Consider the following 15,914-nt stretch of genomic DNA (forward strand, 5'->3'; position numbering starts at 1 on the left):
CCATCGTTTTTAGGCAAAGTCTGGACGGATCAGTTCAGCGCAGACTATGCACGCTGGAAACTTGTAAAACCGATCTCCATGAAGCCAGCGGAGTCTTGCCGAAACACGCAAGAAAGACAAAGGCCCTCTTTCATCTCTTATTTGCGACTTCAGGCTTTACAAACGCCCCTCTGCAGCGTTCTGCAACTCGTGTCGGACCACCAACCCATGACTGGTTCGGTCGCAGATATTAGTAATGGTGTTAGCGTCCGGGCCTGTCACTTGAGTTACCCGCCAAGGCGCCTCAAGGGTACAAGGGGATTCTGGAATCCTAGGGACAAGGGGGCGTGTCATGGTCCGGGAATTTTGCCGACTGTGCATAAGCTGGGCGGTACAGGTGCGTCTTGACATCCAGCCGCAGCCTGGGCAGGTGGTAGTCGCCGCCGACGGCGGGCGAGCGCACTTTGAGCTGGATCTCGCGCGGCACGCCATCGCGCCACCGGCCAGGAAGCACTTCCAGTTCCTCTGGAGGATCCGTTGGAAAAAGGTGGGACAGCTTGCCTACGCAGCAGCCGCTGTCGTCCACCAGCAGGGGCAGTGGATCGCGCTCCCAGGGCGCATCGTGCGGCAGGCTGCGGTAGTAGATGTCGATGAAAACGGCCAGCAAGTGCACCTTGGCGTCCTTGGACGCTGACCTCTCGGCGCCGCCACCCTGCACAAGGGGACAGGACCGGACCGCTTCGCGGTAACGTTCCCAGCCCGCCGGCAGTGGCAGATCCGCCCCCTGGCGCCTTGCAATCGGCGGGGTCAAGGTCTATGGGTGCTTTTCCTCCTGCGTGAACCACGGTGGATAGTATGGCGGCCGCAAGCCAGCCAGCGCGCGCAAGAGCTGCGTTCATGCGCACATCAAAACTATTTGAAATGGAATTCACCGCACGCCTGCGCATCCTGCCGGCCACGTCGTGCTGCAGACGCGCTGCCGTTAGTACTGGTCAAACGCAATTCGAAACCTCTCTATCCTCCCATGCCGTCGCCGTGCTTCGGCAACTCAGCTACCGATGCGCGCGTAGACACTTCAATACCGTATTGCACAGCACAGTCAGGAGCGCTATCTCTCGCTCCGACTGCTTTTCCCTCACGTACAACCGTCATCGCTTGCCAACCATGTCCATGATGATCGCTTCACAACCCCGCTGCTTGGATAAACAGCAGGTTTAGATTGGACACTTGGCTCACTTGTACTTCGAAACTACCTTACAAAACTGGCTCAGTTTTCCGGTCGGCGCAACTGGTTAGGCGAGTCGCGCCCCAGATGCTCACTATCTAGTGACTTTCCGTATGGAGTATTTGCCGTGCGCTAACGGCTGGAGTGAGAAGCGGGCCGCCTCAGAGCTGTATGCGTGAGTAGCTTCCATCCGCATTGAACAATTCTTGCGCGAGCTGACCACTGGTTCCCCGACTGACCACATGCCAGAACTCAACTCCGAAACGAGAACGCTTTTCAGCAGGCGTGGGCCGTCCTGATTCCATTCGAGCCACTGAAGGTAGACCTCCGAAGACACGTGCTCAAAGCCATGCTTGAAGACCACCACTCGGTACGCCCCTGAACCAAGCGGCCCGGAACACGAAGTGACTGACGAAGCGTTAGGCGCTAAGCGCAAAGCTGCCTGATGAAATGCAGCTTCTGCCGCATTGGTACTGCCCGATGCTAACAGTGCAAGCAGCGGTAGGAGCCAAACGTGTATCACTGTTTGCACTGGAGTGTCCTAGGGTACAAATTAATCGGTTGCCGAAGGCAATCCGCTTGACTTCCGGGTCAGGACAACAGCGCTGCATTCAGTTCGCCGATAACAGCCCGACATAATAATCGGGGTAGCCTACATGCTACCACCCTAGCTGCTTGCGAACGCAGGATTGGCGCAAGAGACACCTTTGGCTTGCAACTAGCGCTGCATTTTTGGATTGCCAATCCTACGTTGGAATTCAGCGATGGTGAAGCCAACCACTTACAGTGACGGGGGTAGGCTGGGCGGTTTCAAACATGAAGTGCGACGCCGGCAATGAGATCCGCAGTAAGTTGTGGGAAGACTTCATGCGGGCAATGGAAGTTGAGCATTTTGCGCGATCGGTGGTTCAGCATCTGCTCCAGGGCGGTAAGCTGCTGATGGCTGATCTGGCTGAGGTCCATCCTCCTGTGCAGGCACTCGCGCGCCTGGTCGTTGATTTTTTCGTTGGAGTCGCGCTGCCAAGGACAAGGCTCGGATTGAAATCCAATCAGCAGGTGTAACGTGCGAGGAATGAGTTCCATTTGGGCGACACCTTACAGGTGGCGACGTACCCCCCTTCAAACTTAGGTCGCCCTGCCCGCTACCGGACCTGTTTGGGCAACCTTCGCAGCAACTACTTAAAGTTTTCAAACCGATTGCGTCCAAAGATAGTTTGATGCCTGCCATAGGTAAAGGGCACTTCATTAACGAACCTCGTTTAGAGATCATTTGAGAGTACACAGGCGATAGCAGAGAACTCTGGCTACGTGTATTTACTACACAAAGCCTTGCAATCAGGAGCAACAAACTGCTGACCGACAACGGCTAATAGTTCACGGGCCGCCTGTTTGCCAGCAGGTAGTGCGAACCCAGCGGCAACCATGAGGTTGACCAACTGCGCAGAACTGTACATAGAGCACCGGCTGACAACGGAGATATGGAGCAGACCTTGCACCGTTATGTGGTCTTGTACAACCACCAGTTGCCGCAGTCAGCCGCAAGACGCTGATGCAGGCGATGAAGTAGTGGTGCCGGCCCCCACCTGATCTGTTTCAAAAGCGGCCATATGATCGCTCGGGCTACGACAGCTACGCAGCGGCAAGAAATCAAAAAACATTCGCAAGAACAAAGGGAAAAACAGTGTTGGCCATCGGTATCGATCAGGTAAAGAGCATTCTGGATTTGGCTTGGTGCCGAGAAGGCATGGAGAAGACCGAACTCAACAGCAACGGCTGGTTTGTCGTGCCCGTTCCCCATGCGCAGGACGAGGCCGAGTTTCACGAAATCCTTCTCCGCCAGGGCTATCGCGAGTTTGGGGACGCATTGGGTTGGCGTGACCGAAGCGGACCGGTACCCCAGACTTGGATGGTCGGGGCGGATGCGGACGGAGATGTGTGTTTTTACCGCCAGATTGATGAGTCGTTCGACAGCTTTGCCCCAGCGCATCCAGATTGGGCTGATTGCGTTCGCAGGTTCCAGCGTTTGCAGGCGCGTCTGCAGCAGCTCGACTATGCGCTGCAGGCGGCGCGGTTGCGTGCACGCACCTTGTGCGAGGGGACGGTGCCAGACGACGTCACCTTGCCGCAGACTGTGTGGGCCGGCTGGCTGAACGCCCTGCGCGGTATGGAGCAGACGGCGAGTCAGCGCGGCTGGACAGTGGAACCTCTGGCGCTTATGGCGCCGGCCACGGCAGCGCAATTGGTCGCTGTGGAGGCTCGCCACGGCGTGCGCATCCCGGCGCAACTGCGTGCCCTGCTGCAGGAGTTATCGGCGGAATTTCAGTTTGGCTGGCGCTGTGCCCGCAACGATGAGCCCAAAGGACGGTTGAAGTCGCTGTATGGCGGCGGCATACGGAACATGGTCTGGAGCCTGGAGATGATCGATCAGCAGGCCCTCGGTAACTTCGAGCGCTGGCGTGCCTACTTCTTTGGGCCGGACGGGCGAGGTGAAGACGACTACGAACAGCCCAACCCTGCCAGTCTGTGGGACGGACAGTTCGCTTTCGCTGATCTGTCCAATGGCGACATCTTGACCATCGATACCCGCAACGCCGATCCTCTCGAGCAGCCCGTCCGATACTTCAGCCATGAGGTGGAGGGCCTGCATGGGCAGGTGCTCGCGCCGAACCTGTACGCGTTTTTGGATCATTGGACGGCTTTGGGCTGCGCTGGCGACGAGCAGCACAGCTGGATGATTCTGGTCACAGAACAAGGCCTGCGCGCAGACACCCACTGGGGCCGAAAGTGGACCGAGTGGCTGGCCCAAGACCAGTTCGCCTGCGGGCCTGATGAAGCACCCCGCGCCTTGCTGGCCCGCAGCGCGGCCGATCAGCAACTGCTGGCCAGTGCCAAGGCCGATGACCTGGCTGGCGTGCAGGCAGCGCTGGACCAAGGTGCGCAGGTCAATTGCTCGCCCGATGACTGGAAGGATGAAAACTACACCGCTGTCATTTTTGCGGTGTGCAACAAGTCCATCGCCATGCTGCAACTGCTCAAGGCGCGCGGCGCATCGCTGGCCACCACTCTGCTGCCCATGCAGGTGGCCGCATGGAACAGCAATGTCGAGACGGCGCAATGGCTGATCGCCAATGGCGCGCGGCTTGAGCCCTGGCGTGACGACGGCAGCGGCGGCCCGCTGCATCGGCTGATCGGCAGCGACTACAGCGTGGAAGACTTCCGCACGATCCTGGATAGGCTGCTCAGTGCCGGCGCCAACCCGGATGTGCGCTCCAACAGCGAGTCGTTTGCTGCGGGCAAGACGGCGCTGATGCGGGTGGGGCCCTGGAGCACAGTCCGCCTGCTTGCGGCAGGCGCAGACGCCACGTTGCGCGATGCGGCGGGGCGCACGGCGCTGCACCATGTGCGGCATGTAGAAAGCGTGGCGCTGCTTCTGGCACAGGGCCTTGATGTCAATGACAGGGCGGGTGCAGCGGGGGGACAGGGTCCGACGCCACTCCAATGCGCGCTGCGGCGAAGCGATGACCCCATCGATATCGTGAATGCCTTGCTGGCGGCAGGCGCTGACCCGCGGCTTGCTGACGGTAGCGGCCATGACGCCTGGTGGTACTGCGTGCACGCGAGCTGCACAAACCGATTGGTGGACCTGGGCTTCGACCCGGCGGCACGCGATGCGCAAGGAAGAACCTTGCTGCACAGGTTTCTCGCATCGAACCACGGACGGCTGTACGACCACTATATGGACTGCACCCGTGCGTTGCTGCAGGCAGGTTTGCCGGTGGATGCACCAGATGCCGATGGCAACACCGCACTGCACGTGGCGGCCAGCCATTGCAGCTCGGAGCACGATCACCCGACACTGAAATTTCTGCTGGAACAGGGCGCCAGCCGAACGGCAACCAACGTGGCGGGCAAGACCGCGTGGGACATGCTTGCCAAGAAGCACCGCAAGGCGGTGGGCTGGCTGCGTGCTTGAAGCGCGAGATGCCGGAAGCGTCAGATGCTCCCACAGGCCTTCGTGGATGTGCCGATTCGCACGAATGATGGCTTCGGCACTAGGTGTCGCATCCCGGATGATTGCATAGACTCTAAACGCTATCCACTCTTCATGGCCCGAGCTGTTTTGAAGGAGTTGATAGAGTCCTTGCAATCTATCCAGGGAGTGAAGCCATGTTGATAGCCCTGCACAAGAACGCCCGCACCACTCCCGCAGTGCGCGCCGAGATCGCAGCAAGCAATGAACCAGCCAGCGTCCTGGCCCAGCGCTTTGGGATCACTGAGCAAACGGTCTACAAGTGGAAGAACCGCGAGGTCTTTGGGGACCGCTCGCACACGGCCCATCGCCTGCAGACGGTGCTCACGCCTGCGCAAGAGACCGTGGTGGTTCACTTGCGGCGTACCTTGCTGCTGCCTCTGGATGACCTGCTGGCCGTGACCCGGGAGTTCATCTGTCCCCATGTCTCGCGCTCCGGCCTGGACCGGTGCTTGCGCCGCCATGCAGCGGGCAACCTCAATGCCCTCAAGCCCCAGGAGCCTGCGTTAGCCCACAAGGCCTTCAAGAGCTACGAGCCAGGCTATGTGCACATGGACGTGAAGTACCTGCCTCAGATGCAGGACGAGAGCAGCAGGCGCTATCTGTTCGTGGCCATAGACAGGGCCACGCGCTGGGTGTTCGTGCAGTTCAAGGCCAACAAGACAGCGGCCAGTGCCAGGGCCTTTCTCAAAGCACTTCACAAGGCCTGCCCTATCAGGATCAACAAGCTGTTGACCGACAACGGCAGGGAGTTCACAGACCGACTGTTTGCCAGCCGGAAGCGCGAACGCAGCGGCAACCATGAGTTCGACCAGCTGTGCCAGGAGCTGGGCATAGAGCACCGGCTGACCAAGCCCAGGACTCCGAGAACCAACGGCATGGTGGAGCGGTTCAATGGCCGCATAGCGGACGTCCTGAAGACCCACCGATTCAACAGCCGTGAAGATATGGAGCAGACCTTGCAGCGCTATGTGGCCTTGTACAACCACCAGTTGCCACAGTCAGCGCTCAAGAGCAGAACGCCAATGCAGGCCATGAAAGAGTGGTACCAAGAGCACCCGGATCTGTTTCACAAGCGGCCATATGATCGTCCGGGATGTGACAACTAGGCCCGCCCAATCAAGTTGAGATCGAAAGTCGCTGCAGATGTTTGATAAGGCGCTGGCCAGCATAATGCCCTTGCGGTGTGTGTGGACGGCTCGGTCAGCGTGTGGACCACCTGCGGGTAGTGGCTCATGTTGAACGGCTGGAAACCGAACAGGTTTTGAAGTCGACCGAGTGCTAGCGCCGGTTCTGTTCTCGCTGCCCGTAGGTTTCCCAGTTTTCAAGCGGCTTTTTTAGCTGCGGACGCCACGATGTGCGACACGGGCGGCCGTGATGATGAAGGCCCAGCAGATCGACACAAGCGCTAAATGAGTCAAAGAAAACGGACCTAAAAAGTAGTCAAAAAGAAACTCCGCCCTCGTACAAGCCTGACCCGCTGAATCAAGAAGCCCCTTGCAGTGACCGTCGTACTCGCGTAGAGAATCCCAACCGACATAGCCGAAATATCCTATGAGTGGAAAGGAAAACACCACGAGCCAGGCAATAGAGCTCTTGAACATTGATCTTCCAGTGTTATGCGGTCAACCAACCGTTACTCGTTAAGCGGCCAGCCATACCATTTCGAAAACGACACCAGTTCTGTAGGTGGCCGTTAATCTCTTCGACCGCGTACGCCATCTTCGTAATACTTCCAGATGTCTTTGTCCAGCCGCTTGAGCAATGCGTTCGGCGTCTCACAATCCCGGCGAATCAGCATGGCAACACTGTTGTGTGCATCAGCAGCAGTGGCTGCGCGTTTGATCGGATAGATCGCACCAATGGTGATGTCGCCGCCGCCGTCGTCGATGAGTGGTTGAATGTTCTTCATGCGACCGCATTGTGCCGAGGCTGTGTGGAAACGCTCAACGAGCGTTCTGTACCGCGTCCTTGCACCGCATTTTCCACAAGCACTGTTGTAGTACCGTTTCTGGCGCACCTGAAGCCTTTTGACGCCCTCCCGAAGCCTTTGCCGGCTGTAAAAGCCAACAAAGGCTTCACGCCTTCACCATCCGCATCGCCTGCATCATCTGCGCGATACCCATCACGCCAATCACCCGCTTGAGGTTGTATGCCAGCACATGCAGGCTCATCTCGGTGCCTACATGCTTGAGGGTCTTCATCAAGAAGTGCGTTGAGCCCATCCAGTGCTTGAGCGTGCCGAAGACATGCTCCACGGTTGACCTTCGCAACGTCATGGCCTCGGGGTTACTGTCCAATCGTTGCTGAACGCGCTCCAGAACCTCTTCGTGCTCCCATCGGCGAATGCGCCGGTTGCTACTGGTCGTGCACTGGGATTTGAGCGGACACTTTGGGCAGGCACTTGACCAATAGACGCTCAGGTTCAGGCCCTTCTCGATTGTTTTGAAGCGATGGATCGCACGCTCACCTGCCGGGCACTGATACTCGTCATCCTTGGCGATGTAGATGAAGTCGGCTTTGTCGAAGCGCCCTTCGGCCTTTGCGTTGGACGTCATCGGTTTGGGCACGAAGGTCGTGATACCAGCGTCTTCGCAAGCCTTGAGCTGTGGACCACTGAAGTAGCCTCGGTCGGCAAAGGCCTGCAGGTTCTCGCCTCCCATGGCCTGGTCTGCAGCGCAGGCCATGTGGTGCAACTGCGCGCGGTCATTGCCGACGTTAGTGACCTCGTGCGCGACGATCAGATGGTGCCTGGCATCGACAGCGGTCTGCACGTTGCAGCCCACCAGGCCCGATCCCTTGGCCTGGGTGGCCATCGACCGTGCATCAGGATCGGTGAGGGAGACCTGGCCATCGGGCAGGCCCTTCAATTGCTGCTTGAGACCGTCGAGTTGCCGCATCTGCTCACGCAACTTTTTTAGCTTCTCCTGCAGTCGTTCTGTCTTGGCTTCAACCTCTGTAGGCTGCGTGCGGTCAGCGGTCTCCAGCGCGTCCAGGTAACGCTGGATGCTTTGCTCGATCTGTTGCTGGCGAGCCTCGATCTTGCCGGGTGTGAAGTTGCGGTCGCGACTGTTGACGGCCTTGAATTTGCTGCCATCGATCGCCACGATGGCCTGCGAGAAGAGGTTCAGCTGGCGGCACATGACGATGAAGCGCTTGCAGACGTTGCGGATGCCAGCGCCGTTGCTTCGACGGAAGTCAGCGATGGTCTTGAAGTCTGGCGCAAGGCGCCCGGTCAGCCACATTAGCTCGACATTGCGCTGGGCTTCGCGCTCCAAGCGACGGCTCGACTGGATGCGGTTCTAGTACCCGTAGATGTACAGTTTGAGCAGTACGCCCGGGTGATATGCGGGCCGACCCGTGAGCGCAGGATCAACTCCTTCAAAGCCGAGTGCTCGAAGATCCAACTCTTCGACAAAGACATCGACAACCCGCACTGGGTTGTCCTCGCCGATGTAGTCGTCCAGGCACTCAGGCAGCAGGGTGACCTGTTGTCGGTCTTCGCCTTCGATGAATCGCTTCATGGGGGCACCTCGCTTGAATCGGGTGCCATGATTTTAGTTTTTGGCAGCGGTTGCGGGTGGAGTTTTCACACAGCCTCTGCCGTTTGCCGACTGGCGCCAGCGGTACGGCAGCAACTCATCAATCCGGTGGTTCGGTTGCGCTTGCGGACGCTCTAGGGAAGGTCTGCACGAATCGCTTTGAACTGTGTTTCATCCAGCCCAAGACTGCCCCGGGCGGTGTCATCGATCAATGACGCCTGCGCAGACCTGCATTCATGCGGTTTCTGGGCGCTTGTGCGTCCCTCTTTCAGGCCCTACGCCCGCTGCACGCGCACCTGTCCCATCGCCAGCAGCTGGTGCCTGACCATCCACAGGTTGCCCAGCGCGAATAGCGTGACGATCTGCAGTGTGTTTTTCCTCAGGCCCCGGTAGCGCACCTTCACGTATCCGAACTGTTGCTTGAGTACCCTGAAGGGGTCCTCGATCTCGGGCGGGTGCAGGTGGATGCTCAGCATGTCGGGGCCCCTGAAGTCGTGAGCCTTACTGCGCTGCACTGCGCTCGCACGTTGCTGCAAAGAATGGTGAGGATCGGCGCCCAATCGAGCGCGTTGCTGGTCAACGTACGCGATCGCATGGGGTTTTGCAGCTGTGATGCCCTGTTGGCCTATGGCGGGCTTGATCCGCAGGCCGCACTTCTTTCGCGCTCTGCGTGTCAGTCAACGCACGCCAATACCAAGAGCGTGCAGTGGCCCACAAGACGTCATAGAGCTGCTAGCTAGGCTACGTGCACATCGACGTGAAGTACCTGCCCCTGATGCAGGACGAGCGAGGAGGCACTACCTGTTCGGTGCCATTTACCGGGCCACACGAAGGGTGTTCGTGCAACTGAAGACTCACAAGGCAGCGGCGAGCGCGCAGGCATCTGAGGTTCAACAAAAGGCGTGCCCGATCATGATCAGAACTGCGGCATGGTGAAGGGGTTCTATGGCCGCATGGCGGGTTTCCTGAGGGGTCACTGATTCGTCAGTAGCGCATACCTTTCTGCCCTATGGCTTTGGTCAAACACCAGTTGCCGCATCCACACGCGGCAGCAAGATGCTCCTCCTCGGCTCGTGCTTCATTTTGGTGCGTATTCGAAGTACTTTTGTACTGATGCAGTAGCAATAGCTCCTCAGTAGCGCCACCGTTTCACGTCATCCTCGCAGTGCCAAAAGCAGGATTTCTTAAACACTTTTTCAACACGCCTTAAAAAACTAGGGTTTTCACTTAGCACCAATGTGGTTTCGATGTGCTCATTGGTGGTGCATAGAAAAAATCGATGACGTAAGAAGAAATTTTTGAATTTGCCAGTGCTTAGACAACGCAAACACAATCCCCACATCGTTATGCATTTGACATTTCGTACTGCAAGGAAACATGGTGGAGTTGGGAGAAAAAAACACGATGGCAGCTTTCGGCCCTGAGGGCCATTGCGACGCTGCACATGTGCGCGGAATCATCCGCAAAGGGCTGTGGACCCTGCACACCACTGGCCTGGCCCATGGCCGGGTGCAGGGCAACCTGGTGATCCTTCCCGAAGTGCAGGCGGGCGACTTCCTGCGCTTTTGCCAGCGCAACCCCAAGCCCTGCCCGGTGCTGGCGGTGAGCGAGCCCGGCCAGTTCGCGCTGCCCACGCTGGGCGACGGCATAGACATCCGCAGCGACGTGCCGCAGTACCGCGTCTGGCGCCACGGCGAGCTCACGCAGGAGGTCGCGGACATCGCTGACCTGTGGCGCCCCGACCTCGTGACCTTCATCCTCGGCTGCTCGTTCTCGTTCGAGTCCGCGCTGCAGGAGGCCGGCATCAGCCTGCGCCACATCAACGAAGGCAAGAACGTGGCCATGTACCGCACGAACATTGCCACGCAGCCTGCGGGGCCCTTCGGGGGCGCCATGGTGGTCTCCATGCGGCCCATGCCTGCGGCCGACGTGATCCGCGCGGTGCAGGTCACCTCGCGCTTTCCCAACGTGCATGGCGCGCCGGTGCACATCGGGGACCCCGCGCTCATCGGTATTGCGGACATCGCCCGGCCTGACTACGGCGACGCCGTACCGCTGATGCCCGGTGAGATCCCCGTGTTCTGGGCCTGCGGCGTCACGCCCCAGTCCGCCATCCTGAACGCCCAGCCTGCGTTCTGCATCACCCACTCCCCCGGGTGCATGTTGGTCACCGACCTTCTCAATCACCACCTCGCCAGCTTTTAACCAAGGAGTTTCCCCATGAAGAAAATGATGTTCGGCCTGTGCGCCGCTGCCGCCGCATGCCTGGCCCACGCCGAGACCAAGTGGGACCTGCCCTCGGGCTATGCCGTCAACACCTTCCAGGTGCAGAACCTGCAGCAGTTCGTGCAGGACGTGGGCAAGGCCAGCGGCGGCAAGCTCAAGATCACGGTGCACCCCAACGCATCGCTGTTCAAGGCCAATGAAATCAAGCGCACCGTGCAGTCCGGGCAGGTGGCGATTGGCGAGTTCATCCTCTCCGGCGCGGCCAACGAGGCGGCGGTCTACGGCGTGGACTCCATCCCGTTCCTGGCCACGAGCTATGCGGACTCCAGGCGCCTGGACCAGGCCTCGCGCCCGCTGCTGGTCAAGACGCTGGGTGCACAGGGCATGAAGCTGCTCTACACCGTGCCATGGCCTGCGCAGAGCCTGTATTCGGTCAAGCCGGTCACGGCCCTCAAGGACCTCAAGGGCACCAAGATGCGGGCCTACAACCCGGCCACGTCGGTCATCGCCAATCTGATCGGCGCGCAGCCGGTGACGATCCAGCTGGCCGAGTTGTCGGCGGCGCTGGCCACGGGCACCGTGGACAACTTCCTCACCTCCAGCGCCAGCGGCGTGGACAGCAAGCTCTACGAAAGCGTGAAGTACTTCTACGGCGTGGCGGCCTGGCTGCCGCGCAATGCCGTGGTGGTGAACCAGAAGGCCTTCGACAGCCTGGACAAGGCCACGCAGGACGCAGTGCTGGCGCAGGCCGCGATTGCCGAGCAGCGCGGCTGGGCGCTGAGCGAGCAAAAGGACCAGGAGTACCTCAAGGAGCTAGCCGCCAAGGGCATGCAGGTGGACGTGAGTGCCGAGAACCTCAAGAAGGAGCTCAAGACCGTGGGTGAGCGCATGACGGCCGACTGGATCAAGACCGCAGGCGATGACGGCAAGGCCGTCATCGATGCCTACAACGGCAAGAAGTGAGCAGACGGCCATGTCCCTCACGCCTCCTACTTCGGCCGCTCCGGGCCATGCGGCCTGGGCCCAGACCATGCCGCCGCACCCGCTGCGGCGCGTGCTGGACGGTGCGTACCTGGCCGCTGGCGCCGTCGGGGCTGCCTGTATCGCCGTTATCTGCGTGCTGATGGTGGTCCAGTCGCTCGGGCGCCAATTCGGCTTTCCGACCGGCGCCATCAACGACGTGGTGGCCTGGCTGTGTGCCGCTGCGGCCTTCCTGACCATGGCCCATGCCTTCAAGCACGGCGATTTCGTGCGCGTGACGCTGGTGCTGGAGAAGCTGTCTCCCGCCACGCGCCGCAAGTACGAGGTGGTCTGCCTGACCATCGCGGCCGTGGCCATCGGCTACCTGGCTTGGTGGGCCTGTGTTTTTACCTACGAAAGCTGGCAGTTCAAGGAACTGGCCCAGGGCCTGTGGGCGATCCCCATCTGGATTCCGCAGATGAGCTTTGCACTGGGCTCCGTGCTCTTTCTCATCGCCGTGGTCGATGAGTGGTGGATCGTGGTGCAGGGCGGCGTGCCTACCTTTGTGCGGCTGGTGGAAGAGCGCCACGCCAAGGGCGACTTTTCTTCGGATCTTTAAGGAGCATCCCCATGGACATTCTTTCCATCGGCGCCTTCCTGCTGCTACTGATGCTGCTCATGCTGTCCGGCGGTGTCTGGATCGCCATGACGCTGGCCATCTGCGGCTGGGTCGGCCAGGCCTTTTTCACCAACAGCCAGCCCGGGCTGAACCTCTTTTCCGCTTTCTGGGAGAGCAACGCGAGCTGGGAGCTGGCGGCGCTTCCGCTGTTCATCTGGATGGGGGAGATCCTGTTTCGCACCCGGCTGAGCGAAGACATGTTCAGCGGCCTGGCCCCCTGGCTGAGTCGTGTGCCAGGTCGGCTGTTTCACACCACCATTCTGGGCTGCGGCATCTTCGGCTCGGTGTCGGGTTCGTCGGCGGCAACCTGCGCCACCATCGCCAAGGTCTCGCTGCCTGCGCTCAAGAAGCGCGGCTACAACGAGAGCATCGCCATCGGTTCGCTGGCCACGGCAGGCACGCTCGGTATCCTGATCCCGCCGTCCATAACGATGGTGGTGTATGCCGTGGCGGCTGATGCCTCCATCATCCGCATCTTCCTGGCGGGCTTCTTGCCCGGCCTGCTGCTGATGCTGCTGTTCTCGGGCTACATCGCCTGGTGGTCGGTGCGCAACAAGGAGCTCATGCCTGCCGACGAGCCGCCCACCACCTTCCGTGAAAAGCTGTACCTGTCGCGCAACCTGATTCCCTGTGCGCTGCTGATCGTGTTCATCTGCTGGTCCCTGGTGGCCGGCTGGGCGACGGCCACCGAGTGTGCGGCCTACGGTGTGGTGGGCGCCCTGGCACTGGCTGCATGGTGCAGGGCGCTGACCTGGCAGAACTTCAAGGAAGGCCTGGCGGGGTCGGCACGCACCAGCTGCATGATCATGTTTATCCTGGCGGGTGCCGCGTTCCTCACCAAGACCATGGCCTTTACCGGCATACCGCGCGAGTTGGCCGAATGGGTCGATTCGATGCACCTGTCGCCCTATGCGCTGATAGCCTGCCTGGTGGGGGTGTACCTGGTGCTGGGCACCGCGCTCGACGGCATCAGCATGATCGTGCTGACCGCTGCGGTCGTGATGCCCATGGTCGAGAAGGCTGGCTTCGATCTGATCTGGTTCGGCATCTTCGTGATCCTGCTGGTGGAGATCGCCGAGGTCACGCCGCCCGTCGGGTTCAACCTCTTCGTGCTGCAGAACATGACCGGCAAGGACAGCAACCTGATTGCTAAAGCGGCCATACCGTTCTTCCTGTGTCTGGTGGTGTGCATCGGCCTGATCACGGTCTTTCCGCAGATCGTCACTATCGTCCCTGACCTCGTGATGGGCCAGCCGAAGTAGCACTGCGGCCTGCGTCGCCCGTTTCCCTCTGAGTCTGCCGCCCCCTGCGCCGGCCTCCCATTCCCCAACAGGAGCTTGCCATGAAGATGGTCTTGCTGGCCGCGCTCGCCGTGGCCCCGGCGCTGCACGCCCAGACACAGTGGAAACTCGCCACCGGCTACCGGGTAGAGTCTTTCCACACGCGCAACATCGTCCAGTTTGCGCAGGATGTAGAGCGCGCATCGTCCGGCGCGCTGCGCATCGAGGTGCACGCCAACAACACGCTGGCCAGGCTCGCCGACATACCGACCGCGGTGCAGAGCGGCAAGGTCCAGGCGGGCGAGACCATCATGACCAGCCTGGTGGCCGAGATGCCCATCGCCGGGGCCGATGCGGTGCCATTCGTGGTGCACAGCTATGCCGACGCCCGCCGCATGTGGGGACTGCAGCGGCCGCTGATCGAGGGACATTTCGCGCGCAAGGGTCTCAAGGCCCTGTACGCGGTGCCGTGGCCGCCGCAGGGGCTGTTCTCCGTGGCGCCCGTGAAGTCGTCCGCCGACTTGAAGGGCACCCGCATGCGCACCTACAACTCCGCCACCGTGCGCATTGCCGAGCTGCTGGGCGCCACGCCGGTGGACGTGCCCATGGTAGAGGTCAACAAGGCGCTGGCCGCCGGGCAGCTCGATTCCATGATCACCTCCGCCTTGACCGGTGTCGAGCACCAGGTCTGGGGCCAGGTGCGCCAGTACTACAGCATCGACGCGTGGTTCCCCAAGAACATCGTGTTCGTGAACCAGCAGGCCTTCGATGCGCTGCCGCCACCAGTACGCCAGGCCGTTACCAAGGCGGCAGCCGAGGCGGAGACCCGCGGCTGGGCGATGAGCGAGGCCATCGCGCAGGAGTCGGTCGGCGAACTGCAGCGCAAGGGCATCAAGGTAGAGCGCCCCACCGCCGAACTCAACGCCGAGCTCAAACGCCTGGGCGAGCGCTTCTCGCGCGAGTGGCTGCGCTCGGTGGGCGGCGAGGCCAACCAGCTCTTCATTCCTTACTACACGCAGCGCTGATTCCGTTCAGACGCCGGAGCCAAAAACATGCATTCCCCCCAGAACACCATAGAAAACTACCTGCTTGCTAAGGATGGCAACCGCCCGCCCCTTCTGGACGGGGCTTTTGCCGATTTCGCGCTGCTGCAGATGGAAGTGCCTCAGGGAGCAATTACTTTTCCACCGTTGGCGCAGGGGCGCGAGGCGATTGCCGAGACGCTGGTTCGCAACTTCAACCGCGGCTTCGAGAACGTCTACACCGTGTGCTTGGCCGACCCGCCAGCTTCGGACTGTGAATACTTCCAATGCGAATGGCTCGTGGCCATGACCGAGAAGGAGAGCCGAGCGGTGCGCGTCGGCTGCGGCCAGTACGAATGGCGCTTCGCACCAGATAGTGGTTTGGCCCAAGAGCTGCGCATCACGATTGAAACAATGCAGTCTTTGCCTGCAGCCGACGCTCTTTCCGTCATGACCTGGGCTACGGCGTGGGGCGGTCCGTGGTGCTCCAAATCGCATGCCTTGGCCAGCGCACCGTTCATTGCTGGGGTGCGCGAACTGCTGGAGCGCTTGGCTCCGAACTCTGCTGGTCCCACCTGACCCCTGCCTTTCCCGCTTCTTTCTTCCATTGGAAACACCATGACCGAAATGACAAACCAAGTACAGATTCCCCGCTGGCAGTTCTGGATCGACCGGGGGGGTACGTTCACCGACATCGTCGGCAAGCGGCCCGATGGCACGCTGGTCACCCACAAGCTGCTGTCCGAAAACCCCGAGCAGTACAAGGATGCGGCGGTGGCCGGCATACGGCACCTGCTGGGCTTGAAGCCTGGCGAGCCCGTGACGCCCGCCCAGGTCGAGTGCGTGAAGATGGGCACCACCGTGGCCACCAACGCGCTGCTGGAGCGCAAGGGCGAGCCCACGCTGCTGGTCACCACGCGCGGCTTTCGCGATGCGCTGCGCATCGCGTACCAGAACCGTCCGCGCCTGTT

The 15,914-nt window shown here is 60.6% G+C and carries 13 protein-coding genes and 5 pseudogenes; 11 read left to right on the plus strand and 7 right to left on the minus strand.

The window, feature by feature from the left end; translation table 11 throughout:
• Positions 1–310: 310 nt before the first annotated feature.
• Positions 311–790, minus strand: a complete 480-nt coding sequence (locus tag ACIGHN_RS27420) for a hypothetical protein (RefSeq protein WP_396507437.1) — start codon at positions 788–790, stop codon at positions 311–313.
• Between the two features lie 1,224 nt (positions 791–2,014).
• The gene (locus ACIGHN_RS27425) at positions 2,015–2,287 is read right to left on the minus strand and encodes a hypothetical protein (RefSeq protein WP_396507438.1); all 273 of its coding nucleotides are present in this window, start codon (positions 2,285–2,287) and stop codon (positions 2,015–2,017) included.
• Between the two features lie 189 nt (positions 2,288–2,476).
• Here ACIGHN_RS27425 and ACIGHN_RS27430 point away from each other — a divergent pair.
• From ACIGHN_RS27430 to ACIGHN_RS27440, 3 genes and pseudogenes are all read left to right on the plus strand, one after another.
• Positions 2,477–2,831 (plus strand): annotated as a pseudogene (locus ACIGHN_RS27430) (IS481 family transposase); the annotation flags it as partial.
• 57 nt (positions 2,832–2,888) lie between these two features.
• Complete coding sequence (locus tag ACIGHN_RS27435) at positions 2,889–5,177, plus strand: ankyrin repeat domain-containing protein (protein WP_396507453.1); 2,289 nt, start codon at positions 2,889–2,891, stop codon at positions 5,175–5,177.
• A gap of 194 nt (positions 5,178–5,371) precedes the next feature.
• Entirely contained in the window at positions 5,372–6,343 is a 972-nt protein-coding gene (locus ACIGHN_RS27440) for an IS481 family transposase (RefSeq protein ID WP_396507440.1), read from the plus strand.
• A gap of 19 nt (positions 6,344–6,362) precedes the next feature.
• Here the strand turns inward: ACIGHN_RS27440 and ACIGHN_RS27445 are convergent.
• The 5 genes and pseudogenes from ACIGHN_RS27445 to ACIGHN_RS27465 all read right to left on the minus strand — a co-directional run.
• Positions 6,363–6,578 (minus strand): annotated as a pseudogene (locus ACIGHN_RS27445) (DUF4158 domain-containing protein); the annotation flags it as partial.
• Positions 6,572–6,838 carry a hypothetical protein gene (locus ACIGHN_RS27450; RefSeq protein WP_396507441.1) on the minus strand — a complete coding sequence of 89 codons (267 nt, stop codon included), beginning with the start codon at positions 6,836–6,838 and terminating at the stop codon, positions 6,572–6,574. The gene ACIGHN_RS27450 and the pseudogene ACIGHN_RS27445, both read right to left, overlap by 7 nt.
• Positions 6,839–6,930: 92 nt before the next feature.
• Positions 6,931–7,146 carry a hypothetical protein gene (locus ACIGHN_RS27455; RefSeq protein WP_396507442.1) on the minus strand — a complete coding sequence of 72 codons (216 nt, stop codon included), beginning with the start codon at positions 7,144–7,146 and terminating at the stop codon, positions 6,931–6,933.
• 166 nt (positions 7,147–7,312) lie between these two features.
• Positions 7,313–8,758, minus strand: a pseudogene (locus ACIGHN_RS27460) (IS1182 family transposase).
• 293 nt (positions 8,759–9,051) lie between these two features.
• A pseudogene (locus ACIGHN_RS27465) lies at positions 9,052–9,225 on the minus strand (transposase); the annotation flags it as partial.
• Positions 9,226–9,515: 290 nt separating this feature from the next.
• Between ACIGHN_RS27465 and ACIGHN_RS27470 the strand changes: the two are divergent.
• The 8 genes and pseudogenes from ACIGHN_RS27470 to ACIGHN_RS27505 form a co-directional block, all read left to right on the plus strand.
• Positions 9,516–9,694, plus strand: a pseudogene (locus ACIGHN_RS27470) (IS481 family transposase); the annotation flags it as partial.
• Between the two features lie 486 nt (positions 9,695–10,180).
• Complete coding sequence (locus ACIGHN_RS27475; RefSeq protein ID WP_396507443.1) at positions 10,181–10,981, plus strand: putative hydro-lyase; 801 nt, start codon at positions 10,181–10,183, stop codon at positions 10,979–10,981.
• 15 nt (positions 10,982–10,996) lie between these two features.
• Entirely contained in the window at positions 10,997–11,965 is a 969-nt protein-coding gene (locus ACIGHN_RS27480; protein WP_396507445.1) for a TRAP transporter substrate-binding protein, read from the plus strand.
• Positions 11,966–12,032: 67 nt separating this feature from the next.
• Positions 12,033–12,581, plus strand: a complete 549-nt coding sequence (locus ACIGHN_RS27485) for a TRAP transporter small permease subunit (RefSeq protein ID WP_396507455.1) — start codon at positions 12,033–12,035, stop codon at positions 12,579–12,581.
• A gap of 11 nt (positions 12,582–12,592) precedes the next feature.
• The gene (locus ACIGHN_RS27490) at positions 12,593–13,903 is read left to right on the plus strand and encodes a TRAP transporter large permease (RefSeq protein ID WP_396507446.1); all 1,311 of its coding nucleotides are present in this window, start codon (positions 12,593–12,595) and stop codon (positions 13,901–13,903) included.
• A gap of 80 nt (positions 13,904–13,983) precedes the next feature.
• Complete coding sequence (locus ACIGHN_RS27495; RefSeq protein ID WP_396507448.1) at positions 13,984–14,946, plus strand: TRAP transporter substrate-binding protein; 963 nt, start codon at positions 13,984–13,986, stop codon at positions 14,944–14,946.
• A 27-nt stretch (positions 14,947–14,973) separates the two neighbouring features.
• Positions 14,974–15,522, plus strand: coding sequence for a hypothetical protein (locus ACIGHN_RS27500; RefSeq protein ID WP_396507450.1), 549 nt, complete (start codon positions 14,974–14,976; stop codon positions 15,520–15,522).
• A gap of 39 nt (positions 15,523–15,561) precedes the next feature.
• On the plus strand, positions 15,562–15,914 hold a 353-nt coding region (locus ACIGHN_RS27505), incomplete at its 3' end, for a hydantoinase/oxoprolinase N-terminal domain-containing protein (RefSeq protein WP_396507452.1).

This window comes from Acidovorax sp. NPDC077693, from assembly GCF_044542805.1.
GTDB lineage: Bacteria > Pseudomonadota > Gammaproteobacteria > Burkholderiales > Burkholderiaceae_C > Acidovorax.

Excerpts from the sequence above, each read along its gene's own strand:
- ACIGHN_RS27440 (WP_396507440.1), top strand. The coding sequence starts at position 5,372 with ATGTTGATAGCCCTGCACAAGAACGCCCGCACCACTCCCGCAGTGCGC.
- ACIGHN_RS27495 (WP_396507448.1), top strand. The coding sequence starts at position 13,984 with ATGAAGATGGTCTTGCTGGCCGCGCTCGCCGTGGCCCCGGCGCTGCAC.
- ACIGHN_RS27480 (WP_396507445.1), top strand. The coding sequence starts at position 10,997 with ATGAAGAAAATGATGTTCGGCCTGTGCGCCGCTGCCGCCGCATGCCTG.
- ACIGHN_RS27455 (WP_396507442.1), bottom strand. The coding sequence starts at position 7,146 with ATGAAGAACATTCAACCACTCATCGACGACGGCGGCGGCGACATCACC.
- ACIGHN_RS27500 (WP_396507450.1), top strand. The coding sequence starts at position 14,974 with ATGCATTCCCCCCAGAACACCATAGAAAACTACCTGCTTGCTAAGGAT.
- ACIGHN_RS27490 (WP_396507446.1), top strand. The coding sequence starts at position 12,593 with ATGGACATTCTTTCCATCGGCGCCTTCCTGCTGCTACTGATGCTGCTC.
- ACIGHN_RS27425 (WP_396507438.1), bottom strand. The coding sequence starts at position 2,287 with ATGGAACTCATTCCTCGCACGTTACACCTGCTGATTGGATTTCAATCC.
- ACIGHN_RS27475 (WP_396507443.1), top strand. The coding sequence starts at position 10,181 with ATGGCAGCTTTCGGCCCTGAGGGCCATTGCGACGCTGCACATGTGCGC.
- ACIGHN_RS27450 (WP_396507441.1), bottom strand. The coding sequence starts at position 6,838 with ATGTTCAAGAGCTCTATTGCCTGGCTCGTGGTGTTTTCCTTTCCACTC.
- ACIGHN_RS27485 (WP_396507455.1), top strand. The coding sequence starts at position 12,033 with ATGCCGCCGCACCCGCTGCGGCGCGTGCTGGACGGTGCGTACCTGGCC.